The organism is Simiduia sp. (genome assembly GCF_058345725.1).
Map to the genome: position 1 here is coordinate 1 of NZ_JBTUOC010000034.1, position 23,839 is coordinate 23,839.

Genomic DNA, 23,839 nt, shown 5'->3' on the forward strand with positions numbered 1-23,839 from the left:
CCGTGGGCGTGCTGCCCCGAAATACCCGGCTGGCAATTTGGTAGCTGTCGTCTTCTGACAACTCCTTGCCGCGCAGGTAGTTGTACACCTCGATGAAGTTGGCACCGTCTTCGGCCAGGGTGACCGCTCGCACGCGGTTGATCAGTTTGTACAGGCGCGTGGGTGTGGAGCGCAGGGTGATAATTTCGGTGAGCACCGCCAGGCCTTCTTGCGTCACAGTGGACGAGGGCTGGCCCTTGCCTAAAAAGGTGCAATAGGGCTGCGCCATGCCGTTCAGGGTGGTGCCCAAATGCACCCAGCCCTCGTGGGCTTCCAGCACGTCGATATCGTTGTTGTTGAGCTGGGCGCCCTTGCGGATTTTGATGTAATCGGTGCCGGCGGCGGCGTCGGCAGTGATGCCGTCGCTGATCATGACCCTGATGCCGTCGTTGGGAAACACCTGGCCCATGCGCAGGTTGAGCTCGGTCACGGCGGCCTCGGCGTCTATGTGTTTGGGCTCCTCCTGCATGGACTGGTGTTTCAACAGGCTCACCAGGGTGGTCTCCATGTTGGTGCCCAGCTCCGCCACCGTGGGGTCGCCGGCGTGAAATACGTCGGAGGCGGAGCCGTACAGCTCTTGCGACAGGTCGCCAAACTCATCGGTGCCGCGCGCCTCGAGCATGCGCACCACCATTTGGTATTCCCGGCAGGCCCGGCGCATCATGCCGGTGACGGGGCTCAACTGGCCCAGCTGGCGGTTGATGTCGCGCTCGATCTCGTGAAACTCCTTGCGCTTGTGGTGCGGATCAAAGCCCAGGGGCGTATTGGCGTAGTAGTCGCCGGTGACCGCTGGTTGATTGCGGCACTGCTGGGCAAAAAACTGCTGTTTGATCTGGCCGTCCCACTTCACGGCATCCAATATGCGAATGGGCTTTTGGGCCTCCACTATCCGGTCTGACAGCAGTTTGACGGCGGCGAGGTATTCGGGTGTGGCGGCCATGTGCGGGTTCCTGTGGGGCGTTGGCGCAATAAAACGCAAAAGGGGGCCTACTTTATAGTAGCTTGTGGCGCGAAAACAGGAGCATGGCATAGGCTTTCGCCTTGGGGTAGAATGCCGGCCAATACCTGAGCGCTGCACTCGGAATTGAAGGCAGCAACCGTCCGGTTAAATTGGCATTATGAAGTGGGGGTTACCAGTGGACACAATTGAGACCATCAAACAACAAATCAGCGAAAACGCCATCATCCTTTATATGAAGGGCTCGCCCAACGCGCCCCAGTGCGGTTTTTCGCAGCGCGCATCCCAGGCGATCATGGCCTGTGGCCAGCGCTTCGCGTACGTGGATATTCTGTCGAACCCAGAAATCCGCGCCGAGCTGCCCAAGTACGCCAACTGGCCCACCTTTCCCCAGCTGTGGGTGAAGGGCGAATTGATCGGCGGTTGCGACATCATTACCGAGATGCACGGCAACGGCGAGTTGAAAACCCTGCTGGACGAAGCGGCCAGCGAGTAGCGCAAATGGCACAGATCAAGCCCCTCACGCAGGGGCTTTTTTGTGGGTGGAGGGTTTGCTCCGCGGTCTTGTTAAATTAACTTTGGTTATATAAACAGCGTCAAATAATCTTAGACTTTATAACGTCGCTATTTTATGTTGCTGCGCTACAACTCTTCACTGGCGCTGGTGTCACTCCATTTATGGTGGATTTACTCGGGTATTCTGAATCTCTGTCGCTGCTACTGGTCGCGGGCCTGCTGGCGTGGATGCTGTACGCCTTTGTGCGCGAAAAATTCAGCCCGGATGTGGTAGTGGGCATCGCCGTGGCGGTGTTGCTGTTGACGGGCTTGCTCAACAGCAAAGAAGTGCTGGGCGTGCTCAGCAACAATGCCCCGGCGACTATCGCCTGTATGTTTATTTTGTCGGCGGCATTAGAGCGCACCGGCTGTGTGGACTGGCTGGCCAACCGCATTATGGCGATGTCGGGAACCAGCCCGCGCCAGGCGCTGCTGGTGCTGATGCTGTCGGCCATGGCCATGTCGGCGTTTATCAATAACACGCCGGTGGTGGCAATTTTTACGCCCGTGGCCATCGCCCTGGCCGCCAGCCGCAATATCAAACCCTCGAAGCTGCTGATCCCTCTGTCTTACGCCACCATCTTGGGCGGCACCATGACTATGATTGGTACCTCCACCAATATCTTGGCCGACGGCGTGGCGCGGGATTTTGGCATGACGCCCTTCACCATGTTTGAAATTACCGCCCTGGGCCTGGGCATGGCGCTGGTGGGCGTGACCTTTATCGTGCTGTTTTCGCACCGGCTGCTGCCCGACCGGGAGACCCTGTCCAACCAGCTGCGCATCAGCGGCGAGCGCACCTTTATGACCGATCTGATGGTGCCTCACAATTCGCCCATGATTGGCAAAACCATCGCCGAAGCGGATTTAAACGGCAACAGTGGCAACCAGGTATTGCGCATTTTTCGCGGCGACGAGGAACTCACCGAGCCCGCCCGCACCACCACGCTGGAGTCCGGCGATCGCCTGATACTGCACACCAATATGCAAGACGTAGTGGAGCTGCGCGAGAACGGCCTGCTGGAATTTACCGCCAACGGCGACGAAAAATTTGAAACCATCGCCACCCGCGATGTGATTTTGGTGGAGGCCATTGTGGGCCGCAACTCGCGCTATTGCGATCGCCCCATGCGCGACCTAAACCTGACCGCGCGCTACGGTATTCACGTTTTGGCTGTGCACCGGCAGGATGAAAATATCCAGACCAACCTCGATGATCTGCAGCTGCAGTTTGGCGATGTGATGTTGGTGGAGGGCAGTGCCGGGCAAATTAAGAAGTTTTCAGACAACGGCGACATGATTTCCTTGAACGCCGTGCAGGAGCGCGCCTACCGCCGCGACAAGGCACCCCTGGCCATATTGTCTGTGGTGGCGGTGATGGTACTGGCTGCGTTCAATGTGATGCCCATCGAAGGCTTGGCCATCGTAGCCGCCGCCACGGTCATCATGACCGGCTGCCTGGATGTGGACGACGCCTACAAATCCGTCGAGTGGCGTATTTTGATGATCATTCTGGGGATGCTGGCCTTTAGCATCGCCATGACCAAAGTGGGGCTGGTGCAATTGATTGTGGATCAGTTTCTGGTGTGGGCGCCTTACCTGGGGCCCTGGCTGATGCTGAGTCTGATTTATTTGTTGACCTCGGTGCTCACCGAGATTCTCAGCAACAATGCGGTGGCGGTGCTGGTGGTGCCAGTGGCTATCGGCCTGGCCCAGCAGATGGGCGTAGACCCGCGCCCCTTTGTGGTGGCGGTGATGTTTGCAGCCAGCGCCAGCTTTGCCACGCCCATTGGCTACCAAACCAATACCTTCGTGTATTCGGCCGGTGGCTACCGCTTCAGCGACTTCCTGCGCCTGGGCGTGCCCCTCAATGTCACCATGTGGCTGGTGGGCTCTGCCGTGATTCCGCTTATTTGGGCTTTCTAAGCCACCTTCAAACCTTGCTTTAACACCCTGTCGGGCGTCGAATTCGGTGCCAGGCAGGGCTGTGGGCCGTCTGGCGACTCTAATCGTAAGCAAAAGTTCAATGACATTGTAGATGCAGTTGATAATGTTTCTCAAAAGCATTAACATCCGCGCCATCTTGAATTCAGACCCACCTAAGGAAGGTAGCATGTTGAAAAAATCCCTGTTGGCGCTGGCTGTAGGCAGCATCGCAATGAGCGCCGCCGCGCAAGAGCCCACCAGTGCGGAGTTGTACCAGCTCATCAAACAGCAGCAGGCGCAAATTGAAGCCCTGCAAAAGAAGCTGGAAGCAACTGACAAGAAAGTGGTGGTGACCGAGCAAGACCTGAATGCCAAGCTCGAAGCTACAGCCGACGCCGTCGAGCAATCAGCTGCCAGCAGCAGCGCCTCTAAGACTTCTATCGGCGGTTACGGCGAGTTGCACCTGAACCGCTTGAACGGCGTTAACGGTGTCGCCGACGCCAACGAGATCGACTTCCACCGCTTCGTGCTGTTCTTTGGCCACCAGTTCAACAACAGTGTGCGTTTTTACTCTGAGTTTGAGCTGGAGCACGCCCTGGCAGGCGATGGCAAGCCCGGTGAAGTCGAGTTGGAGCAGGCTTACGTTGAGTGGGACTACGCCGCTAATCAAAGTGTACAGGCCGGTGTTTTCCTGATGCCCGTCGGTATCCTGAATGAAACCCACGAGCCCGATACCTTTTACGGCGTTGAGCGAAACAACGTCGAGAAAAACATCATTCCATCCACTTGGTGGGAAGGTGGTTTGAACTTCAAGGGCGAACTGGCCGAGGGTTGGAGCTACAATGCGGCAGCGCACTCGGGTTTGTACCTGGACGACGGCAAGTACAAAGTGCGCGACGGTCGTGAAAAAGTGGCCAGTGCACCCGCCGACACCTTCGCCTACACCGGTCGCATAAAATACACCGGTATCGCCGGTCTGGAATTGGCCGCAACCCTGCAATATCAAGACGATCTGCTGCAAAGCGAAGACCGTTTAGGTCAGGGCAAGCTGGACGCCAGCCTGTTTGAAGCCCACGCGGTTTACCAGACAGGCGCTTTCGGCCTGCGCGCCCTCTACGCGCAGTGGGAGCTGAACGACATGATCGAAGATGTGAAAGCGGGTGCCAGCGAGCAGAGCGGCTGGTACATTGAGCCAAGCTACCGCATCAATGACAGCTGGGGTACCTTCCTGCGCTACAGCACCTGGGATAACCAGGCAGCCGATGCGGCGGACTCCGAGTATGTGGAGTGGTCTGTGGGCGCCAACTACTGGCTGGCTCCGACTGCAGTACTGAAGCTGGACCTGCTGCAGCAGGAGTATGCGGGCACTGCGCGCTACGAAGGCTTTAACCTGGGCGTTGGCTACTCTTTCTAAGCTGACTGCCTGAGCGAGGCGCCGCTGGGCGCCATTTCGACAGCTGTTGCCGGCCAAAGCGGGCAGCAGCTGTTTGCACATTCGGTGGATGGGTTTACAGACGATGATCTTGCGCAGTTTATTAATCACCCTTTTGCTGGCCGCCCCCGCGGCGCAGGCCCAGCGCGGTGTATTTTTAACTGTCGATCAGTTTTTGGCCCAGCACTTCACCGCGACGCCCGCTACGGAAAGTTTCTGGCTCTCGCCCGAACAAAAGCTTGCCGCCGAGGAGATCCTGCAACGCCGCCCCGGTCTGCGTGCGCGCTACTACCGCGCGGCCAGCCGCACAGCCTGGATTCTGGAGGAAATTGGCAAAGAGCTACCCATCACTGTGGGCGTGGTAGTGGAGCAGAACCGCGTGGTAAGCCTGGATGTGCTGGAATACCGCGAAGTGCGCGGCGGCGAGGTGCGCTATCCCAGTTTTACCCGGCAATTTGAAGGCGCAGCCCTTGAAACCGCTGAATTACAGCTCGATCGTCCTATCGACGGCATTTCCGGCGCCACATTATCCGTGCGCGCACTGCAAAAGATCGCTAGACTTGCGCTCTATTTTCATCAACAGATAGAGGCGGCTCACGCCGACGCAACGCCATCAACATGCTCCGAAAAACTTGGCGACCCATCCTGTGGCGCTGGCACAAACGCATCGGCCTCTCGCTGATCTTACTGCTGCTCTGGCTTTCTGTTACCGGGCTTTTCCTCAATCACACCGACGACATAGCGCTGGCTGAACAGCCCTTGCGCCACGAGCTATTGCTGAAACTCTACGGCGTGGATCAGGTGCCCGTGACGAGTTTGGCGGTGGGGCAGGCGCAGTGGTTGTCGCGCGCAGGCGACGTGTTGTATTGGAATACTCGAAAGCTCGGCCAGTGCGGCGCCGGCCCCTTTAGCGCGGCGTTAGTGGATGACGAATTGGTGTTGGCCACCTGCGGACAGGCGCTGCTGTTGCTGGCCGAGGGCGAGATAGCCGAGCGCTTGGGCGCCAGTTACGGCACGCCTCAACCCCTGGGGCTGCTGGGCCAGTGTGCGGGTCAATTGTGTATGCAAAGTGGCGCGGCTCGCTATTGGTTAGATTTGGATCAGCTGCGCTGGACGCGCACCGACGCTCCCCTTGAATCCACACTGCAGCCTGTGCCCGCGCCGGCGGCGCTCACGACCTTCCTGCGCGAACAGTGGCTGACGGCCGATGTCAACTGGGAGCGACTGATGCTCGATTTACACGCCGGTCGAAGTTTTGGTCTGGGCCCCTGGCTGATGGATGCCGTGGCTATGCTGATCATTGTGTTGTCGCTGAGTGGCTTTGGTATCTGGTTGGCGGGGCGCAAGCGGCGGCATTGAAGTCCCGTTATTTGGCGAGTAATAACTCCATCTTCAGGCCTATGGAGATAACACCCGCCAGGGTGCCCGCCTGGTAGTGGGGCCAGGCTAGGTGCGCAATGAATCGATGGCTGGATTCGTCGTAGTTTATGGCATCAATCCACATGTCGTTGGCGGGCAATTGCGCCGCCTGTAAAAATTTATCCTCGTCGCCCTGCCAGTAATCTGTGGTCTTGTGGGCCGCCGCCAACGTTTCCCCGCGCGCGCCCATGACGATGATTTCGCCAATTTCTACATGCCGCCGCTGGACGTCCACGAGTTGTGCGGATAGCGACTGAATAATGTGCGGATTCTCGTTAAAGGGTTGCGTTCGCCAGTGCGCTTCGCGCTCGCTTAATTGGCCCACCGTTAGGGGAATTCGCAAACTGCTGGCCAAGTGCGCGCGCACCAATTGATTGATCTCCGGTTGCAGTTGGCGCACAAATGACTGGGCAATGTGTTGCTCTGCCTGCGTGAGTTGCATGCTATTGCGCGCGCACTGGCCAGTGAGGTGGTTGATGTGTTGAAAGGTTTCCGGCGGGCTGCTGGCTTTTTGGTGGACCGCCATAAATAGGGGCACAAATCGCAGGAACCGACGCTGCCATTGCCGGGTATCCACTTGGTGTTTCGCCGCCAAATAGTCGAGCGAGTGGGCGTCGGCAATGAAGCGATCTATGCGTTTTTGTTGGAGCAGTTTTAACAATTGGTGTTCACTGCTCACCAACATGCTGGGCGTTTTGCCGTGAGCACTAAGCCACAGGTGTTCATTGCTGCCGCGCACGGCGCCGATACGCACTCCCTGATCTTGATTTCGGCTAATCCACTGCCAGCGCTCGATGGCTATTGGGGCTGTAAGCTGGCCGTTTTCGGGCGCGCGATACACGGGAAACAGCAGATGAGCGCGGCCTTCGCTAAAATTGTGCAGCGCGCGCGCCCAGGGTACCAGGACGATGTCCCAGTGGGTGTTTTGCGCCTGTTGAATACAGTGCAGAGTGTCTATGGTAGTACCGGTCAGATTGCCGTCGCGCAGGTATTGATAGGGCGGGCGCACACTGGTGTTGGCAATCATGTTTGCAGTTGCAGGCAGCCATAGCCCGCAACTCAACAGTGCTGCCCACAGGACTCTGATCGCAGCGCGCATGGTCCACCCTTATCGCTAGCGTTTCAGATAGCCTAGCATTACATCCAGATTTGCGGCGCCCAAATGTTTACTGCGCGCAGGCGACCAGCCGGCGTCTGGTTCGGGCGACTCAACCGTGTCTTTAAAGGGCATTTCCAGGGTCATGGCCAGGCAGTTGAACGTGTGCGCAATAAAATTGGTGCAGATACTCAAGTTAGCGGTGCCCGGTTTGTCCACTTGATAGCCTCTGGCCACCTGAAAGTCCGGATTCACCGCCATCAGCAGCTGCTTATAAAAATCCAATTCAGCTTGCATCTGGTCGTTCCAGGCCTCGATGCCTTCGGCGCCGGCAATGAAGTTGTAGGGCAGGGCTTCGTCGCCGTGCACGTCCAGGCAGAAATCCAGGCCCACGGCTTTCATTTTGTTTAGCACATACAACACTTCTGGGCTGCGTTTAGCCGTTGGCGACAACCATTCGCGGTTTAAGTTACTGCCCACCGCGTTGGTGCGCAGGTGACCGCGCCGACTGCCGTCCGGGTTCATGTTGGGCACTACGTAAAACGTGGCGCGCGCGAGGGCTTCGCGCGCCACCGGATCATCCGCATCCAACAGGCGCTCCAGGAATCCCTCGATACACCACTCGGCCATGGTTTCGCCCGGGTGTTGGCGGCCAATGACCCAGAATTTCTTTTTCGCGGGGCTCTGGTCGCCGATAACTAACAGGTCCATATCCTGGCCATCTAAGGTGTGGCCCAGGTGTTCATAGGTCACTCGGCTGTCGGTGCTCGCCCAACTGATGAGATCGGCGTGGCGCTCCATGGAGTAGGGCGCGAAATAGGCAAAGTAGATGCTATTGGTGGCCGGTGTGTGGCTGATGGTGAGCGCGTTGCCGTCAAACTGGGTGTCCACCCGGAACCAGTTTTCCCGGTCGTAGGAGGCCACTGCCCGGTAGTCTTTAAAACCGTCCACGTAGGCGGCTTTGCCGGCGTTGGTGATGCGCAACTGGCACGCCTGGCCTTCGGCTCCAGTCAGTCGAAAATAGAACCACTGGTAGAAATCGGACTGGTTGTCCGTGCGGATCGCAAGTTGAATGTCATCCGGCGCGGTGCACTGGATGACGTCGATGTTGCCGGCGTCAAACTGGCTGCTGATCTGCATAGCGAAAGTTTTCCTGTTGTCTGAAAATGGAGCGCTGTGCGCTAGTTAAGAACGCGGTAGCCGCGTCCGCGCAGGCAGTTTTTTACCACCTGCTGTTGTTCTCGATTGCCGGCCGCGGCACCCTTGGCCGCGCCGCCCACGGCGCCCGCACCGGCGCCCCGTTGGGCACCTTTGGTGCCGTTAAAGATGGCGCCGATGGCACCGCCGACGACGGCGCCGCCGGCTGCACCGGCGGCAACTTTTTCGCCGGTGTTGACCTGCTCGGCATACTGCTGGCAGGCCGCTAGGTCTTGGTGGTAGCGCGCCATATTCACGCCCTGGGTGTCGACAATGGGCTTATTGCGAGCGCAGGCCGTTATCATTGCGACGGCCATACTGAGAAGGAGTAACCGTTGTAGGGTTTGCTGCAGCGTTTGCATAGGGCGTCCTCATTGGCCGTAACAGTTATTGTACAACGCACGGGCGCGGCAATCGTTGACAGTTCACTCACAGACTAGCAGCCAGTGCCCACACCTTCGCGGTCAACCTTCGCTCGGTGGCAGCGTCGCAAGGCCCGCCACTAGGCAATCCCAAAAGGCGGCGACCGAGCCGATGTGCACTCGCTCGTCGGGCGAATGGGCGCCGCGAATGGTGGGGCCAAAGGAAATCATGTCCCACTGGGGGTAGATGGCGCCCAGTAAACCGCACTCCAGCCCCGCGTGAATCACCTTAACCGCAGGCTCCTGTCCGTACTTGTCACGGTAGACATTGCGCATGTGGGCCAGCAGGGACGACTGCATATTGGGCTTCCAGCCGGGGTAGGCGCCGTCCAGCAGTGTTTCGGCATCCAGCAATTGAAAGTGGCGCGCGATGGTGTTGGCGAGATCGTCGCGGGCGCAATCGCTCAAACTGCGCACCAGGCACCGGATTGTCAGGTGTTGTTGCGTTAGCGCCACCGAGGCCAGGTTATTGGACGTTTCGACAATGCCCGGCAGCGCTTGGCTCATGCGCAGGCTGCCGTGGGGACAGCTGAGCAGGGCGCTGACCAGCTGCCGGCTTTGCAGCGCCGAGAGAGCCTGCGAAGGTGGGGCCGCATGGCTGAGCGTCAAGGCCATTTTGGTTTCTAGGTCGCCGTAAATACCCTGCATGTCGGCACAGAACTTGTCGAAGGCGGCCGTCACGGCGTCCCGCAGGGTTGCGGGAACAACCAGCAGTGCTTGTGCCTCGCGGGCGATGGCATTGCGCAGCGTGCCGCCGTTGAATGCCGCCACTTGCACGGGCAGCGCGTCGGACAGGCGCGCGATAAAGAGTGCCGCCAGTTGGTTGGCGTTGGCGCGCCCCAGATTGATGTCGAGCCCGGAGTGGCCGCCCTGGAGGCCGCTGGCGCTCAGGTGCAAGGCGCAACTGTTGGGCGCTACGGCTTGCCAATCTGGACTGACCTGGGCGGTGACATCCACACCGCCGGCGCAGCCGACGTAGAGTTCGCCCTCGTCTTCGGTATCCAGATTAAACAGCAACCGCCCCTGTAAAAGCCCGGGCGCCAGGCCCTTTGCTCCGGTCATACCGGCTTCTTCGTCAATAGTAAACAGCGCTTCAAGGGGGCCGTGGGTCAGTTCGGTGCTTTCCATAACCGCCAAGATTGCCGCCACGCCAATGCCATTATCGGCGCCCAGGGTGGTGCCCTCGGCCGTGACCCAGTCGCCCTCGATGCGGACAGTGATTGGGTCTTGGGTGAAATCGTGCGGTGATTCACTGTTTTTCTGGGGCACCATATCCAGGTGGCTTTGCAAAATGACGCCGGGCCGATTTTCCATGCCGGCAGTGGCCGGTTTGCGCAGGATTACATTGCCGACTTGGTCGCGCACCAGTGTCAACTGGTGGCGCTCGGCGAAGTGTTGGATGTTGGCGATGACGGCCGCTTCTTGACCCGAGGGGCGGGGGGTATCGCACAGCATTTGGAAGTGTGCCCACAGGGGTTGCGGAGCGAGTTGTGACAAGGGCGACGAATCAGACATGCAGTTTCCTGTTGGCAAAGACGGGTGTTTTCAGGGCTCTGGGTCACAGACGAACGAGCCGGCAATTGCCCCAATGGGGCGCGCGCGATAGCGCCACTTGCGCAAATGCTGATCAGTGTTGGCTGAATTGTAAACAGCAAATAGCCAGGGGCGCCTGAGAGAATTGACTAAACTTAAGCAACACGGCATAAAGACGGCTCACCACCACATCTCCACGCGAGCCATCCGCCGCTGAACCAACCGGCAAAACTAAAACTATAAGGCCTCATGGACATACCGGGTTATAAAATTATCGACAGGCTGGGGCAGGGCGGCATGGCCACTGTCTATCTGGCCATTCAGGAGAGCTTTGAGCGCGAAGTTGCGCTCAAGGTGTTGTCTCCGGAATTACTGCGAGACCCGGCCTTTGGCGAGCGATTTTTGCGCGAGGCAAAAATCGTTTCGCGCCTGGTGCACCCCAATATCGTGACTGTTTACGATGTGGGCGTACAAAATGGTCACCACTATTTGTCCATGGAGTATGTGCCGGGTAAAGATCTCAAGCAATTGCGCACGAAATTGAGCCGAGCCCAGGGCCTGCAGGTGGTAAAAGACATCGCGCGCGCCTTGGATTACGCGGCGCGCAAGGGCTATGTGCACCGCGATGTAAAGCCCGAAAATATCATGCTGCACGAAGAGGACGGGCGTGCGGTGTTGATGGATTTCGGCATTGCGCGGCCGGCCGGGGTGGAAAGCGGCATGACCCAGACGGGCACGGCCATTGGTACCCCGCACTACATGAGCCCCGAGCAGGCCAAGGGCAAATCTGTGGACGCGCGCTCGGATATCTACAGTCTTGGGGTGGTGCTGTTCCAGCTTATCACCGGGCGCGTGCCCTTTGATGCTGACTCGGCGGTGGCCGTGGGCATCAAGCACGTGGCCGAACCCATTCCGCGCCTGCCTGCCGCCTTTGCCGTTTTCCAATCCATTGTGGATCAGGTGCTGGCTAAAAATCCGGACCAGCGCTACCAGACGGGCGCCGAATTGGTGGCGGACCTGGAGCAGATTGACGACGACGATTTACGGCGCGTGGATGAGCTCATTGAATTGGCTGCGCAGCGACTAGAGCAGGCGGATACCAATGCGCCCACGGTGATTAGCAGCGCGCTAGATACCCGCGAAGTGCTGGCCGCAGACAGCGACGAGGCTGCGGTGGCACAGCACTGGCCACAATCGGGACAGGGCACACCGGTGCAATCCATCGGCCGGCGCGGCAGCGATAACCCCTTTGGCGGTGGCGGCGGGGCGCTGCGCTGGGTGCGCAATGGATTGCTGCTACTGCTGTTGTGTGCAGGTATTGCCTTTGGCTTTCGACAGCAGCTGCCGGCCCCTTGGCCTGCCACCATTACCCAACTGCACCACGGCGCACTGGACTGGTTAAAGGCGCGCGCGCTACCGCTCTCGGATGCGCAGTGGCAGTGGTTGTATCAACTCGGCGGCGCCACAGTGCCGGCAACAGAGCCGACCCAAGTGGTCGCCGTACCACAGGTTACCCCAACGACTGCACCCAGCCCGGTGCTGATCGCGCCAACTCCCACGCCCGCCAGACAGCGAGCCGATGCGGTATTGGCCGATACGCGCCCGGTGCTTAGCGAAGACGGTGTGTTGGCCAAGCCTAAGGCGTCGGCGCCCACGGTGGACCCGATAAATGGCGGCGAGGCGCGCGATCGCGAGCGCCAGTTGCAGGCCGACTTACGCGCCGATTTGGCGGCGAGCGCGGCCTTGGCCGACTATTATCGCGCGCTGGCGCAACAACCGGCGCAGGCCGAACAGCTGCGTCAGGGCCAGCAGTGGGTGGCAAGTTTTTTCCAAGAGGCCTTAACCCAAGCTCAGGCGCAGGGGGATTTGGCGAGAGTACAGGCGCTGTTGGACACGGTGCAGCAGCACTTCCCGGCGTTGCAAGATGAGCCGGCCGCGCAAGCAGCCGTCGAATTTCTAGAGCGCGAGCAAGAAATTCAGGGATTGATGGCAACGGCCAGTGCGCAATTTGCGCGCGATGCATTGCTATCGCCGGCGGGCGACAATGCCGTGGACAGCTACCGGCAGGTGCTGGCGCTGGCGCCAGAGCACACCGCTGCTCGCCAAGGCTTGGCGGCGGTGGCCGAGCGCTACCGGCAGTTGGCACAGGAAAAACTCGACGCCGGCGATTGGCGCAACGCCAGCGCCTTGGCGCAGCGGGGGCTGTCGATAGATGCCGAGCACGCGGGCCTGCGCCGGTTGCGCGCCGATGCGCGGCGTGCCGAGCAGGCGGCCAGCGCGCGCGCCCAAACGCTAAAACAATTAACAGCGAGTGCCGATCAAGCGCTGGCCGCCGGCAATATCTACGGTGCCGAAGGCGCGGTGGCGCAATACCTGGCCATGCTTGAGGTGGCGCCCGAGCACGCGCCGGCGCGGCAGGGCATAGCGGCCCAGCTCGCCGCAACCCAAACACAGGTGCGCGAGTTTATTGCACAAAAACGCTTTGAACGCGCCCAGCAAAGTTTTAATCAGGCGCAGCAATTGTTGGCCCAGGAACCGACCTTGCGCGCGTTGAAATCCGAATTGGACGCCGCAGTAGCCGCCGCGATGCCGCTTATTGCGCTGGTGCGCATCGGCGCCAACACGCCGGTGGCTTTTGCCGATCGCCAACCCTTGGTGAAGGGAGCCGATCGCACGCTCTACATCGGGATGAAGTTCCACAATTTTGATGAAACGGCGGTGGTGCAGGCCATCTTGTTAGACGGCGCCCGCGCCATTCAAATCGCCCAGGTGCCGGTGGTGGTCAGCGGTCGGGTTGGCGAAAAAGTATTTCGCATCGACCGCCCGGTGGAGGGTTTTGCCGCGGGCGGCTATAACTTAGATCTTATGTTGGGCGATCAGTTACTGGTCAGTCAGCACTTTCAAATTGCCAATCCGTAAGCGCGGATAGTAACCGGGAGACAGATATGCGCAATGCCGCCGTGTGGTTGTTGCTGAGCCTGAGCCTAGTGGCCTGTCAGGCGCCAAAAAATGTGCAGCAATTACAGCAACAAAATCAGCAGCTGGAAGCGGAGCTGGCCAGTGCCCGTCAGTCGATTGCGCAGCTCCAGGCTAGCGAGGCCGCCCTGCAGGCCGACGTGGCGGAGCTAAATCGCGTGATGAATGTGCTGGGTACAGAAAAGTCGTCGCGCGTACAGGAATCTTCACAATTGCGCGGCTTGATGCGCAGTTTCGTGCAGGACCAAATTGATCTGTTGAAAGACTTTTTAGTTAAGGGCGATCTGCTGGATTATGTGGGCGGTGAATTAGTGGCGCGCAATGGCGTGGCCGACAAGCCCGAGCAGCAACTGCTGTTGGTGGACTTGCAAAACCCGCTGCCAAGCGAGGGCGTGCTCACGGGCGTGGGGGCCTACTTTACCCAGCCCGGTAGTTTTAGGGTCAAGGTGTTGCGGCGCATTGGCGACGATCTAGTGGTGGTATGGGAAAGTAAAACCCTGCCGGTGGCGGCCGCGGGCAAGCAGCGCATTAATTTTCCGGTGAGTGTGGGCGTCGAGGCGGGCGACTTGTTGGCCTATTACTTTCCCAACCAGGTGATCGTTGCCGCCGATCGGGGGACCGGCGACACCCGCACCTACAGCGGCGATTTAGCTCTCGGTAAAACCCTCGCCCTGCGCTCGCTCGACAATGCCAAGCAAAAGCGCGCCTATTCGCTGGGCGTCTACGGCTTACTTAAATCCTCTTGAATTCACTTAGGCTGGCGCGTTGCCAGCCTGTGCTCGCGCCTAAATCAGTCCTGGGTGACAAACGCAAAGTCATCGCGCCCAGGTTGCGGTGTAAAGCCAAACAGTGCGCCGTAAAAATTCAATTCCAATTCGAGCTGATCGACAATCGACTGGGCTTCTCTAAAGCCGTGGCCCTCGGTGGCAAAGGTAATATGCGCGGTGGACACGCCTTTGTTAACCAGTGCGTCCACCATTGCCTGGGCCTGATTGGGCGGCACCACGAGATCTTGTAAACCCTGGAAAAAAATCACTGGGCAATTGAGCTTATCGGCGTGGAGCAGCGGCGAGCGCGCGCGGTAAACGGCTTCGCCCGCCGGCCAGGGTGCGATCAGTGAGTCGAGATAGCGGGATTCAAATTTGTGGGTGTCGGTGGCCAAGGCGGTTAAATCGCCAATGCCGTACAAGCTGGTACCTGCGCAAAATACTTGGCGAAATGTCAGCGCCGCGAGCACCGTGTAGCCGCCGGCGCTGCTGCCTTTAATAATCAAACGCTGTGCGTCTGCCAGGCCCTGGTCTGCCAGGTACTGGGCGCCAGCGCAAACATCGTCCACATCGTAAACGCCCCATTGGCCGCGCAGGGCATTGCGGTAGGCGCGGCCGTAGCCGGTGCTGCCCCGGTAGTTCACATCCAGTACGGCAAAGCCGCGCGACGTCCAATACTGAATTTTGAAATTTAACGCTGTGCTGGTGGCACCCGTTGGGCCGCCGTGACTGAGCACGATTAACGGCGGTTGCGCGCCCGGCGGGCCCTCGAAACCTGTGTTGTGCGGCGGGTAGTAAAACCCGTGCGCGCTGGCGCCCTGGCTGGTGGGAAAGGTCACTGGTTGGGGCGAGGATAGCTGCGCCGGTTCGATTGGGTTGTCCAGCGATGCTTTGTCGCAGTGCCAGGCGCCCTCACGCCAGCGCCAAACGCCTTCGGGGGTGTGGGCATTGGCGGCCAACATGATCGCCTGGCCCGAGTGGCAGGCTATGTCGGCGATATGGGTAAAGGGCGTGGGCAGGGGTGTGAAAGCGAGAGTTTTTAGATCCAGCGTTGCGCAATGCCACAGGCCTTGCTGCGTATAGGTGACCAAGAGCGTATGTGCGTCGATAAAACCGTAGCACGACATACCGAATACCCACTGCGGGGTGGCGAATTCTGCCGCCATAGGCGCAAGGGGTTGCCAGTGGCCGCGGTCATAGCGGTAGAGGTTCCACCAGTCGCTGGCGTCGTGGGTGGCAATTAGCTCGCCGCCCGGCGACCACAGGGGTTGAAAACTGCTGCAGTTTTCGGGACTGATACACTGGGGTTCGATCACTTCGCCCGCGTCGGTCAGCTGGGCGAGCCACAATTGATTGGTATCCCAGGGCATGTTGGGGTGATCCCAGCTGAGCCAGGCCAGTTGATTGCCGCAAGGGCTGAGTGCTGGACTGGCGTAGAAGTCGGCGCCCTCGGCCAGGGTGTGAATGTCGCCATTGGACACGTCAATGGCCACTAGCCGATGAGTCGTTTGAATTGCTTCTTCGGTTTGTGTTTCCTGCACGGCTATGAGGCGATTGCGCCGCCTATCGAATCGTAAATCGGCAAACCGACTGGCGGGCGCCCGGGTAATGGGCTCGGGTGCTGAAAGTGGCTCGGTTGAAGACTGCCGGTAGATTTGCTGATCGGCGCCATTCACAAAATACACCCAGTCGGTGGCTAAGTGGTAATCGCCACCACCGTATTCGTTGGCTTTGGTGCGCACGCTAAAATTAGCGGGCGTCATATCTTGGGCTGTCGCGCCAAACTCTCGGCGCACAAGCACGGTGCGGCCGCGCTCCGACGGTCGGGATTCCAGCCACCAGCTGGCCTGGTCGTCGACTTGCGGCAGACTCAGGCGCACGCCACTTTGCGTGAGCAATTGCGCTTGCACTGGCGAAGGCCAGCTACCGTAAGGAAGTGCTTGTTTCGCGGGCATGCTGAGGTATCCTGTGGCCGAGTTGATGGGGGCACACTTTACCAAGTTGTGCGGGCAGGTTCACAGTCGCCGATGGCCGTCGTGTAGCCGTCGTACAAATATTGCGAGACTGGCAACTCGCGGCAAGGGCGATGCCTGCAGGGGAATTCGCCGGCCGAGGCCCAAATGCAAACCATCGCAGTTACCGCGTTCAATAATCTCTAACGATTTACCCGCTGCTACCGCCTGTAAATTAGGAAACCGCGCAATGGAGCCACATATTTCGGATGTACACCACCAGCTAGAGCGGCGCTATCTCGTTTTGTTAGCGGTGGTAATGGCGCTGGCGGCGCTGTTGCGCTTTTGGCAGTTATCCGCCGTGCCCCACGCATATTTTGACGAGATTAACATTCCGCAGTTTGGTTTTGCGCTGCTGCAAGACTTGCGGCAAACCCCGTTTATGACGGCGCACCCGCCGTTGCCGCATTATTTATTTGCCGGCGCTATTGCACTCTATTATCAACTGCCTTGGATTGACGGCGGTTTGCCCGACCAGTGGGCAGCGATTGATCCACTCAGCTATCGGTGGTTGACCGCACTACTGGGTGTTTTGTGCTGTGGCTTGGTGGCGGGCACCGTACGCCGCCTGGGTGGCGGCCATTGGGTGGCGTTGTTGGCGGCGTTGTTCCTGGCCATAGACGGCGCACTCATCGTGGATTCGCGGGCGGGGCTTAACAATATTGTCATGTTGTTCTTTGGTTTAGCCGCCCTATGGTTGTTTGCCCTGGCAGTGGCAGATCAGTGGCGTTGGCGTTACCTGTTGTCGAGCGGTGTGCTTTTGGGTGCCACTGTGTCGGTCAAATGGAATGGCCTGGGATTTTGGTTAGTGCCGGCTGGCTGTGTTGCGCTGCTTTGGCTTTGGTCTGTTCCTCTGCGCCGCTCCGAAGCCCTCAACGATGGAGTGTTGTTAAATCACCGGCAGCTGGACACAGGGTTGGTTGTGCGGGTAGGTGTGGCGCTGCTGTTGGTCCCGCTGGTGGTGTATTGGCTGTTGTGGCAGCCCTACTTATTGCACGAGCAACAGTGGGGTTTTGGCGAGATACACGCGCGCATGCGCGCGTTCCACACCCAACAGGTGGGGGCCAATGACCACCCCTATTGTTCGGCTTGGTACCAATGGCCCTACCAGGGGCGGCCCATGAGCTATTTTTTTGAGCGCGTACCGCTCGAGGGTGGGCAGGGGTTTAAAGCGATACATCTGTTGGCGAACCCCTTACTTTATCCCTTGAGTTTCCTGGCGGTGCTCTGGTGCAGCTGGCAGTGGATACGACAGTGGGGTGCCGTCTTGATGGCGCGGCCGGTGCGTCAACCCGTGAATATGGCGTTAATCACTTTTGTGTTACTGGGTTTTTGGGGCAATTTTTTGCCCTGGGCGCTGGTGAGCCGCTGTCTGTTTGCTTATCACTATGAGCCGGCGAGCGCCTTTGCTTTTGTGGCCCTGGCCGCTTGCTTGGTGAGTGCATGGGGGGCGGGCGCCTGGCCGAGGCGGCTGGCGGTGCCGGCAATTTTGGTGTTAATTATTGCGGCCTTCATTTACTGGTTGCCATTGGCCCTTGGTTGGCCCATAACGTCCGAGGCCTTTTATCAGCGCATGTGGTTTACCTCGTGGATCTAATTCTTGGTGGCGGTGCCTGGGGTTTATGCAGGCGGTGGCAGGAGGCGAAGCGATGACTCCTCAGCAGCAAGCACGCGCTGTGGTGCTGGTGCGCCAGGCATGCGAGGCACAACTGTCGCAGTTGTTAGATATCCCGTCGTCGCCCGCAAGGGTTTGGCTCGCCTACTCGGGCGGGTTGGATTCGACGGTGCTGCTGCATTTGCTGGCGCAACAAGGGCTGGCATTTACGGCGTTGCACGTCAACCATCAATTGTCGCCCAAGGCCGACCAGTGGCAGGCGCATTGCGAGGCCCAATGCGCGGCATTGGGGGTGCCCTTTGTGGGGCAAAAAGTACGGGTTCAGGGCCGGGGCAGGGGGCTAGAGGATGCGGCCCGCGAAGCCCGACACGCGGTATTTGAAGCCACTGTGCCCTCCGGCGGTTGGCTGTTAACGGCGCACCATCAAGACGATCAAGCGGAGACAGTGTTGCTGCGTCTGCTGCGCGGCGCCGGTGTTGAGGGTATGGCGGCCATGGCACTGACCAGACCTCTGGGCGCGGGCCAACTGCTGCGACCGTTGCTGGGCCTTACCCGCGCGGAGCTTGAAGCCTACGGGCGGGCGCACGAACTGCGTTGGGTGGAAGACGACAGCAATAGCAATACCGACTTCGATCGCAACTATGTGCGCCAGCACATAGGCCCGCTGTTGTCGGCGCGCTGGCCGGGGCAGTCGGCCAGGCTGGCGCAAACCGCCGCCCACTGCCGCGAAGCGCACGCGCTGCTGACAGAAGTGGCCCTTGGTGATGCGCCATTGCTGGATGAACGGCGCGAGCGCTGGGGCGTGTCTGTGGCGTTGACTGCACTTGAGGTATTGTCGCCTGCGCGGCTAACCAACCTGCTGCGCTATTGGCTGTCTAGCCAGGGGCTTGTGCTTTCTACCGAGCAATTTGCCGAACTCAAACGGCAGTGGCTGGGCGCTGCGGACGATGCCCAGCCGGCCCTGCGCATAGGCGCCCATCAGCTGCTGCGTTTTCGGGGTCGCGGCTACCTGATGCCCCAGTTGCCGCCCGAGGTCACACTGGCACCTCAGCCATTGGCGCCCGGCGCTGTTTTGGCGGCGGGGCCTATGCGTTTTACGCTGCGCCCGGCCGCGTCGGGTATTGCCTTGCCTCCCGAAGGGCACTGGTGGGTGCGCACTCGGCAGGCGGGCGATCGCTGCCAGCCGTTGCACAGGGCGCGCTCGCAAAGCTTGAAAAAATGCCTACAGGAGTCTGCACTCGAACCCTGGTGGCGGGCCTGGGTGCCCCTGGTGTGCGCGCCCAAGGCGCCCGAGGAAATTTGGGCCGTGGGCGATTTGTGGCTCGACAAGCGTGCGCCGCAGCCGGAGAAGGGCGGCTATCAGCCCGTTTGGTGGTTTGAAAGCGACGATTCCTGATTGAGGCAGCAGGGCTTTTCTGGTAGTCTGGCGTCCCATCTCAAGGGTGGTGGCTCTCTAATCCCCCCAGTCGCAATTGTTCGTCGGAAAGCACCGGATAACGGTGAGGCTTTCTGGCGTTTTGTGCATTTGTGTGGTGTGGGCCAGCCCAGGTTATGGCCCCGTCATGCAAGGTGTCTGGGAGCCTGGCCAGCTGTCTTTAAACACCGCAGCACTGCTGCACTTTGTTCTGGAAAAAGGTTCTCATGACCCGTTATATATTCGTTACCGGTGGCGTTGTCTCATCATTAGGCAAGGGTATTGCCTCTGCTTCTTTGGGTGCCATTCTCGAAGCCCGTGGCCAAAAAGTCACCATCATGAAGCTGGACCCCTACATCAACGTCGACCCGGGCACCATGAGCCCCTTCCAGCACGGTGAAGTGTATGTGACGAGCGATGGCGCAGAAACAGATTTGGATCTGGGTCACTACGAGCGCTTCTTGAAAAGCCAGATGACCCGCCGCAATAACTTCACCACTGGCCGGGTGTATGAAACCGTATTGCGCAAAGAGCGCCGGGGCGATTACCTGGGCGGCACTGTGCAAGTGATCCCGCACATCACCGATGAAATTAAACGTCGGGTGCTCGAAGGCGGTGCCGATTACGACATCGCGCTGGTGGAAATTGGCGGTACCGTGGGCGATATCGAATCGCAACCCTTCCTGGAAGCCGTGCGCCAGTTGAAAGTGGAGCTGGGCTCCAACCGCGCACTGCTCATTCATCTGACGCTGGTACCCTATATCGCCACCGCCGGTGAAACTAAAACCAAGCCCACCCAGCACTCCGTCAAAGAATTGCGCTCCATTGGCTTGCAGCCCGATGTGCTGCTGTGCCGTTCAGAGGTGGAAGTGGACGAAGACTCGCGCCGCAAGATTTCATTGTTTACCAACGTCGAGGCCCGCGCGGTGGTACCGCTGCCCGATTGCGATACGATCTATCGAATTCCCGGTCTGCTCCAGGCCCACGGTCTGGATAACTTTGTGGCCGAGCGTTTTGGCCTGGATTGCCCGCCGGCAGATTTGTCCGAATGGGACAGTGTGATCGATGGCAAGCTGAACCCCGAGCGCGAAATTACCGTGGCTATGGTCGGCAAATACATGGATTTGCTGGACGCCTACAAATCGCTGAATGAATCGCTGAGCCACGCCGGCATTCACACCAAAACCAAAGTCAATGTTAACTACATAGACGCAGAAGACGTAGAGAAACAAGGTACCAAGTTACTTGAATCGGCCGATGCCATTCTGGTGCCCGGCGGCTTCGGCGAGCGCGGTGTCGAGGGCAAATTAATGTCTGTGCGCTACGCGCGCGAAAACAAAGTGCCTTATTTGGGCATCTGCCTGGGCATGCAATCGGCGGTGATTGAATTTGCACGCAACGTGCTTGGCCTGGAAGGCGCAAACTCCACTGAATTTAACAAAAAGGCCGAGCATCCAGTGGTGGGCCTGATCACCGAGTGGATCGACAAAGAGGGCAAGCGCGAAACCCGCGATGAGTCTTCCGATTTAGGCGGCACCATGCGCCTGGGTGCACAGGAGTGCCGGTTGGTGGCGGGCTCGCGCATCCGCGATATTTACAATGCCGATGTGATAGTCGAGCGCCACCGCCACCGCTTTGAAGTTAACAATAACTATGTGGATCAACTGCAGAAGGCGGGCCTAAAAATCGGCGGCTGGTCGGCGGATGACACATTGGTAGAAACCGTTGAAATTGAAGACCACCCGTGGTTTGTGGCCTGTCAGTTCCACCCGGAATTTACCTCTAAGCCACGCGAAGGGCACCCGCTCTTTACCAGCTATATTCAGGCGGCCATTAAACACAGTGGCAAAGCGTAAGCTGAGTAGATTATTTTTAGGAATTTGAGGCATGAGTAAATCGATAAATGTTGGCAGCCTGACCGTGGCAAACAATGCGCCTTTTGTATTGTTTGGCGGCATGAATGTGCTGGAGTCGCGCGATATGGCGATGCAAGTGGCCGAGAGCTACGTGCAAGCCACCGAGAAGCTGGGCATTCCGTACGTTTTTAAGGCGTCGTTCGACAAGGCGAATCGCTCGTCGATCCACTCGTACCGGGGTCCGGGTATGGACGCGGGCTTGAAAATATTTCAGGAAATTAAAGACACCTTCAAGGTGGCAGTGATCACGGATGTGCACGAAATCTATCAGTGCCAGCCGGTGGCCGAAGTGGCTGATGTCATTCAATTGCCCGCTTTTCTCGCGCGCCAGACAGATCTGGTCGAAGCAATGGCGAAAACGGGCGCGGTGATCAATATCAAAAAACCACAATTTCTGAGCCCTTCGCAGATGAAAAACATTGTGGAAAAATTTCGCGAGTGCGGCAACGAACAGGTGATTTTGTGTGACCGCGGCACCTGTTTTGGCTACGACAATTTGGTCGTAGACATGCTGGGTTTTCGCACTATGAAAGAGGTTAGCGGCGGTGCGCCGGTCATCTTCGACGTCACCCACGCACTGCAGTGTCGCGACCCCTCGGGAGCAGCGTCTGGCGGGCGCAGGCAGCAGGTTGCAGAGCTGGCTCGCAGCGGCATGGCGTTGGGCTTGGCCGGCTTGTTTTTAGAGGCGCACCCCGACCCAGACAGCGCCAAGTGCGACGGACCGAGTGCATTGCCATTGAATAAACTTGAGCCTTTCTTGGCGCAAGTGAAAGCGGTGGATGATTTGGTAAAGAACTTTGCCGATTTAAACATTGATTAAGAGTCCACAGAGGCTTTAACCACAACCTACGGAATTACAGCTGGAGTTTACACAGATGACAAAGATTGTTGACGTTCGCGCGTTTGAAGTACTGGATAGCCGCGGCAACCCCACCGTCAATGCGGACGTAGTCCTTGAAAATGGCATGGTTGGCAGCGCTTGCGCACCCAGCGGTGCCTCCACCGGCTCGCGCGAAGCGCTGGAGTTGCGCGATGGCGACAAGTCGCGCTACCTGGGCAAAGGTGTGCTTAAAGCTGTTGCCAACATCAACGACACCATTAAAGGCCTGTTGGTGGGTATGGATGTGACCGATCAGCGCGCCTTGGATGACGCCATGATCAAAGCCGATGGCACCGAGAACAAGTCCAAGCTGGGCGCCAATGCCATTCTGGCGGTGTCACTGGCCGCCGCCAAAGTGGCGGCCCAGGCCAAAGGTGTGCCTTTGTATGCACACATTGCCGATGTCAACGGTACGCCCGGTAAGTACACCATGCCCGTTCCCATGATGAATATCATCAATGGTGGTGAGCACGCGGACAACAACGTCGATATTCAGGAATTTATGATCCAGCCTGTTAAGGCAGCCACGTTCACTGAAGCCTTGCGCCAGGGTGCGGAAATTTTCCACGCGTTGAAAAAGGTGTTGAGCGAGCGCGGTTTGAGCACTGCCGTGGGCGATGAGGGTGGCTTCGCCCCCAATTTGCCGTCGAACGAAGCGGCCTTGCAGGTTATTGCCGAAGCCGTTGAGAAGGCGGGCTACAAGCTGGGCGAAGAAATTACCCTGGCGCTGGACTGCGCCTCGTCCGAATTCTACAAAGATGGCAAGTACAATATGTCAGGCGAAGGCAAAGTATTCAGCGCCCCTGAATTTGCCGACTACCTGACGGCGCTGGCCGACAAGTACCCCATTCTGTCTATCGAAGACGGTATGGACGAAAGTGATTGGGATGGCTGGGCCGACCTGACGAATAAAGCGGGCAAAAAAGTACAGCTGGTAGGCGACGATTTGTTTGTGACCAAGACCAAAATTCTGCGTGAAGGTATCGAAAAGAAAATTGCCAACTCTATTCTGATCAAGTTCAATCAGATTGGTTCGCTGTCTGAAACACTGGACGCCATCAAAATGGCGCAGGATGCGGGTTACACTGCCGTAATTTCTCACCGCTCCGGCGAGACTGAAGACACCACCATTGCCGACCTGGCTGTGGCGACCGCCGCAGGTCAGATCAAAACCGGTTCTCTGTGTCGCTCCGATCGCGTCGCCAAGTACAACCGCTTGATTCGCATTGAAGCCGAACTGGGTGCAGCGGCGCCTTATCGCGGCCGCGCCGAATTTAAGGCGTAGCGACTCGCTTGAAGACGACGGGTAGCGCAGGCATCACCTCGCTACCCGTTTTTCGTTTAAGCTTGGGCTTCTAAAACCATGTTGATGCAAAGATGAAGTGGCTTCTCCCTGTTCTGTTAGCGCTGTTGGCTGCGCTGCAATATCGCCTCTGGGTGGGCGAAGGCAGTTTCGCCGAGGTTGCTCGACTCGAGGAGGCCATCGCGCGCCAGCAGGTTGAAAACGACAAGATGCGCGAGCGCAACCGGGTACTGGCGGTGGAAGTTAATGAATTGAAATCCGGGCTGGATGCTGTCGAAGAGCGCGCGCGTTTAGAGATGGGCATGATAAAAGACGGCGAGACCTTTTATATGTTGGTCGAGCCACAGCAGAACACTGCACCTAAGGGTAATCAATAGTG

At 58.7% G+C, this 23,839-nt stretch carries 19 protein-coding genes; 13 read left to right on the forward strand and 6 right to left on the reverse strand.

The features are described 5' to 3' along the window. A partial coding sequence (locus tag ACW8F6_RS08550) for a peptidase MATCAP family protein (RefSeq protein WP_491575439.1) occupies window positions 1–979 on the reverse strand: 979 nt, incomplete at its 3' end. A gap of 196 nt (window positions 980–1,175) precedes the next feature. Between ACW8F6_RS08550 and grxD the strand changes: the two genes are divergently transcribed. The 5 genes from grxD (at window position 1,176) to ACW8F6_RS08575 (ending at window position 6,269) form a co-directional block, all read left to right on the forward strand. After that, window positions 1,176–1,493 carry a Grx4 family monothiol glutaredoxin gene (grxD, locus tag ACW8F6_RS08555; RefSeq protein ID WP_491575440.1) on the forward strand — a complete coding sequence of 106 codons (318 nt, stop codon included), beginning with the start codon at window positions 1,176–1,178 and terminating at the stop codon, window positions 1,491–1,493. Between the two features lie 182 nt (window positions 1,494–1,675). Continuing rightward, window positions 1,676–3,478 carry an SLC13 family permease gene (locus ACW8F6_RS08560; RefSeq protein ID WP_491575441.1) on the forward strand — a complete coding sequence of 601 codons (1,803 nt, stop codon included), beginning with the start codon at window positions 1,676–1,678 and terminating at the stop codon, window positions 3,476–3,478. A 187-nt stretch (window positions 3,479–3,665) separates the two neighbouring features. Further along, window positions 3,666–4,892, forward strand: coding sequence for a porin (locus ACW8F6_RS08565; RefSeq protein ID WP_491575442.1), 1,227 nt, complete (start codon window positions 3,666–3,668; stop codon window positions 4,890–4,892). Window positions 4,893–5,001: 109 nt separating this feature from the next. Then, complete coding sequence (locus ACW8F6_RS08570; RefSeq protein ID WP_491575443.1) at window positions 5,002–5,592, forward strand: FMN-binding protein; 591 nt, start codon at window positions 5,002–5,004, stop codon at window positions 5,590–5,592. Beyond that, window positions 5,529–6,269, forward strand: coding sequence for a PepSY domain-containing protein (locus tag ACW8F6_RS08575; protein WP_491575444.1), 741 nt, complete (start codon window positions 5,529–5,531; stop codon window positions 6,267–6,269). Before ACW8F6_RS08570 ends, ACW8F6_RS08575 begins: the two co-directional genes overlap by 64 nt. Before the next feature lie 7 nt (window positions 6,270–6,276). Here the strand turns inward: ACW8F6_RS08575 and ACW8F6_RS08580 are convergent, their stop codons facing one another. The 4 genes from ACW8F6_RS08580 to ACW8F6_RS08595 all read right to left on the reverse strand — a co-directional run bounded on the left by ACW8F6_RS08580 (window position 6,277) and on the right by ACW8F6_RS08595 (window position 10,559). Further along, window positions 6,277–7,428, reverse strand: a complete 1,152-nt coding sequence (locus ACW8F6_RS08580) for a substrate-binding periplasmic protein (RefSeq protein WP_491575445.1) — start codon at window positions 7,426–7,428, stop codon at window positions 6,277–6,279. Between the two features lie 15 nt (window positions 7,429–7,443). Then, entirely contained in the window at window positions 7,444–8,565 is a 1,122-nt protein-coding gene (locus tag ACW8F6_RS08585) for a M14 family metallopeptidase (RefSeq protein ID WP_491575446.1), read from the reverse strand. A 41-nt stretch (window positions 8,566–8,606) separates the two neighbouring features. Beyond that, a complete protein-coding gene (locus ACW8F6_RS08590; RefSeq protein WP_491575447.1) occupies window positions 8,607–8,984 on the reverse strand; it encodes a glycine zipper family protein in 378 nt (125 codons plus the stop codon). Between the two features lie 102 nt (window positions 8,985–9,086). Next, entirely contained in the window at window positions 9,087–10,559 is a 1,473-nt protein-coding gene (locus tag ACW8F6_RS08595; protein ID WP_491575448.1) for an aminoacyl-histidine dipeptidase, read from the reverse strand. A gap of 267 nt (window positions 10,560–10,826) precedes the next feature. On the opposite strand from ACW8F6_RS08595, the gene ACW8F6_RS08600 reads away from it, so the two are divergent. Together ACW8F6_RS08600 and ACW8F6_RS08605 are read left to right on the forward strand one after the other, a co-directional pair. Next, window positions 10,827–13,496: a protein kinase domain-containing protein gene (locus ACW8F6_RS08600; protein ID WP_491575449.1), complete on the forward strand. Its 2,670-nt coding sequence runs from the start codon at window positions 10,827–10,829 to the stop codon at window positions 13,494–13,496. 26 nt (window positions 13,497–13,522) lie between these two features. Next, the gene (locus ACW8F6_RS08605) at window positions 13,523–14,299 is read left to right on the forward strand and encodes a hypothetical protein (RefSeq protein ID WP_491575450.1); all 777 of its coding nucleotides are present in this window, start codon (window positions 13,523–13,525) and stop codon (window positions 14,297–14,299) included. 44 nt (window positions 14,300–14,343) lie between these two features. Here ACW8F6_RS08605 and ACW8F6_RS08610 read toward each other — a convergent pair whose 3' ends face one another. Then, entirely contained in the window at window positions 14,344–16,275 is a 1,932-nt protein-coding gene (locus ACW8F6_RS08610) for a dipeptidyl-peptidase 5 (RefSeq protein WP_491575451.1), read from the reverse strand. Between the two features lie 247 nt (window positions 16,276–16,522). On the opposite strand from ACW8F6_RS08610, the gene ACW8F6_RS08615 reads away from it, so the two are divergent. The 6 genes from ACW8F6_RS08615 to ftsB all read left to right on the forward strand — a co-directional run bounded on the left by ACW8F6_RS08615 (window position 16,523) and on the right by ftsB (window position 23,837). Further along, entirely contained in the window at window positions 16,523–17,929 is a 1,407-nt protein-coding gene (locus tag ACW8F6_RS08615; RefSeq protein ID WP_491575452.1) for a phospholipid carrier-dependent glycosyltransferase, read from the forward strand. 52 nt (window positions 17,930–17,981) lie between these two features. After that, window positions 17,982–19,343, forward strand: coding sequence for a tRNA lysidine(34) synthetase TilS (tilS, locus tag ACW8F6_RS08620; RefSeq protein ID WP_491575453.1), 1,362 nt, complete (start codon window positions 17,982–17,984; stop codon window positions 19,341–19,343). Window positions 19,344–19,588: 245 nt separating this feature from the next. Then, window positions 19,589–21,217 carry a CTP synthase gene (gene pyrG / locus ACW8F6_RS08625; protein WP_491575454.1) on the forward strand — a complete coding sequence of 543 codons (1,629 nt, stop codon included), beginning with the start codon at window positions 19,589–19,591 and terminating at the stop codon, window positions 21,215–21,217. 31 nt (window positions 21,218–21,248) lie between these two features. Beyond that, the gene (gene kdsA, locus ACW8F6_RS08630) at window positions 21,249–22,097 is read left to right on the forward strand and encodes a 3-deoxy-8-phosphooctulonate synthase (RefSeq protein ID WP_491575455.1); all 849 of its coding nucleotides are present in this window, start codon (window positions 21,249–21,251) and stop codon (window positions 22,095–22,097) included. Window positions 22,098–22,152: 55 nt separating this feature from the next. Beyond that, window positions 22,153–23,442, forward strand: coding sequence for a phosphopyruvate hydratase (gene eno, locus ACW8F6_RS08635; protein WP_491575456.1), 1,290 nt, complete (start codon window positions 22,153–22,155; stop codon window positions 23,440–23,442). A 92-nt stretch (window positions 23,443–23,534) separates the two neighbouring features. Then, complete coding sequence (ftsB, locus tag ACW8F6_RS08640; RefSeq protein ID WP_491575457.1) at window positions 23,535–23,837, forward strand: cell division protein FtsB; 303 nt, start codon at window positions 23,535–23,537, stop codon at window positions 23,835–23,837. Window positions 23,838–23,839 lie beyond the last annotated feature (2 nt).

Coding starts and splice junctions, on each gene's coding strand:
- tilS (WP_491575453.1), top strand. CDS start 17,982: ATGACTCCTCAGCAGCAAGCACGCGCTGTGGTGCTGGTGCGCCAGGCA.
- ACW8F6_RS08600 (WP_491575449.1), top strand. CDS start 10,827: ATGGACATACCGGGTTATAAAATTATCGACAGGCTGGGGCAGGGCGGC.
- ACW8F6_RS08585 (WP_491575446.1), bottom strand. CDS start 8,565: ATGCAGATCAGCAGCCAGTTTGACGCCGGCAACATCGACGTCATCCAG.
- ACW8F6_RS08560 (WP_491575441.1), top strand. CDS start 1,676: ATGGTGGATTTACTCGGGTATTCTGAATCTCTGTCGCTGCTACTGGTC.
- kdsA (WP_491575455.1), top strand. CDS start 21,249: ATGAGTAAATCGATAAATGTTGGCAGCCTGACCGTGGCAAACAATGCG.
- ACW8F6_RS08575 (WP_491575444.1), top strand. CDS start 5,529: ATGCTCCGAAAAACTTGGCGACCCATCCTGTGGCGCTGGCACAAACGC.
- pyrG (WP_491575454.1), top strand. CDS start 19,589: ATGACCCGTTATATATTCGTTACCGGTGGCGTTGTCTCATCATTAGGC.
- ACW8F6_RS08615 (WP_491575452.1), top strand. CDS start 16,523: ATGGAGCCACATATTTCGGATGTACACCACCAGCTAGAGCGGCGCTAT.
- ACW8F6_RS08605 (WP_491575450.1), top strand. CDS start 13,523: ATGCGCAATGCCGCCGTGTGGTTGTTGCTGAGCCTGAGCCTAGTGGCC.
- ACW8F6_RS08580 (WP_491575445.1), bottom strand. CDS start 7,428: ATGCGCGCTGCGATCAGAGTCCTGTGGGCAGCACTGTTGAGTTGCGGG.
- ACW8F6_RS08595 (WP_491575448.1), bottom strand. CDS start 10,559: ATGTCTGATTCGTCGCCCTTGTCACAACTCGCTCCGCAACCCCTGTGG.
- eno (WP_491575456.1), top strand. CDS start 22,153: ATGACAAAGATTGTTGACGTTCGCGCGTTTGAAGTACTGGATAGCCGC.
- ACW8F6_RS08565 (WP_491575442.1), top strand. CDS start 3,666: ATGTTGAAAAAATCCCTGTTGGCGCTGGCTGTAGGCAGCATCGCAATG.
- ftsB (WP_491575457.1), top strand. CDS start 23,535: ATGAAGTGGCTTCTCCCTGTTCTGTTAGCGCTGTTGGCTGCGCTGCAA.
- ACW8F6_RS08610 (WP_491575451.1), bottom strand. CDS start 16,275: ATGCCCGCGAAACAAGCACTTCCTTACGGTAGCTGGCCTTCGCCAGTG.
- ACW8F6_RS08590 (WP_491575447.1), bottom strand. CDS start 8,984: ATGCAAACGCTGCAGCAAACCCTACAACGGTTACTCCTTCTCAGTATG.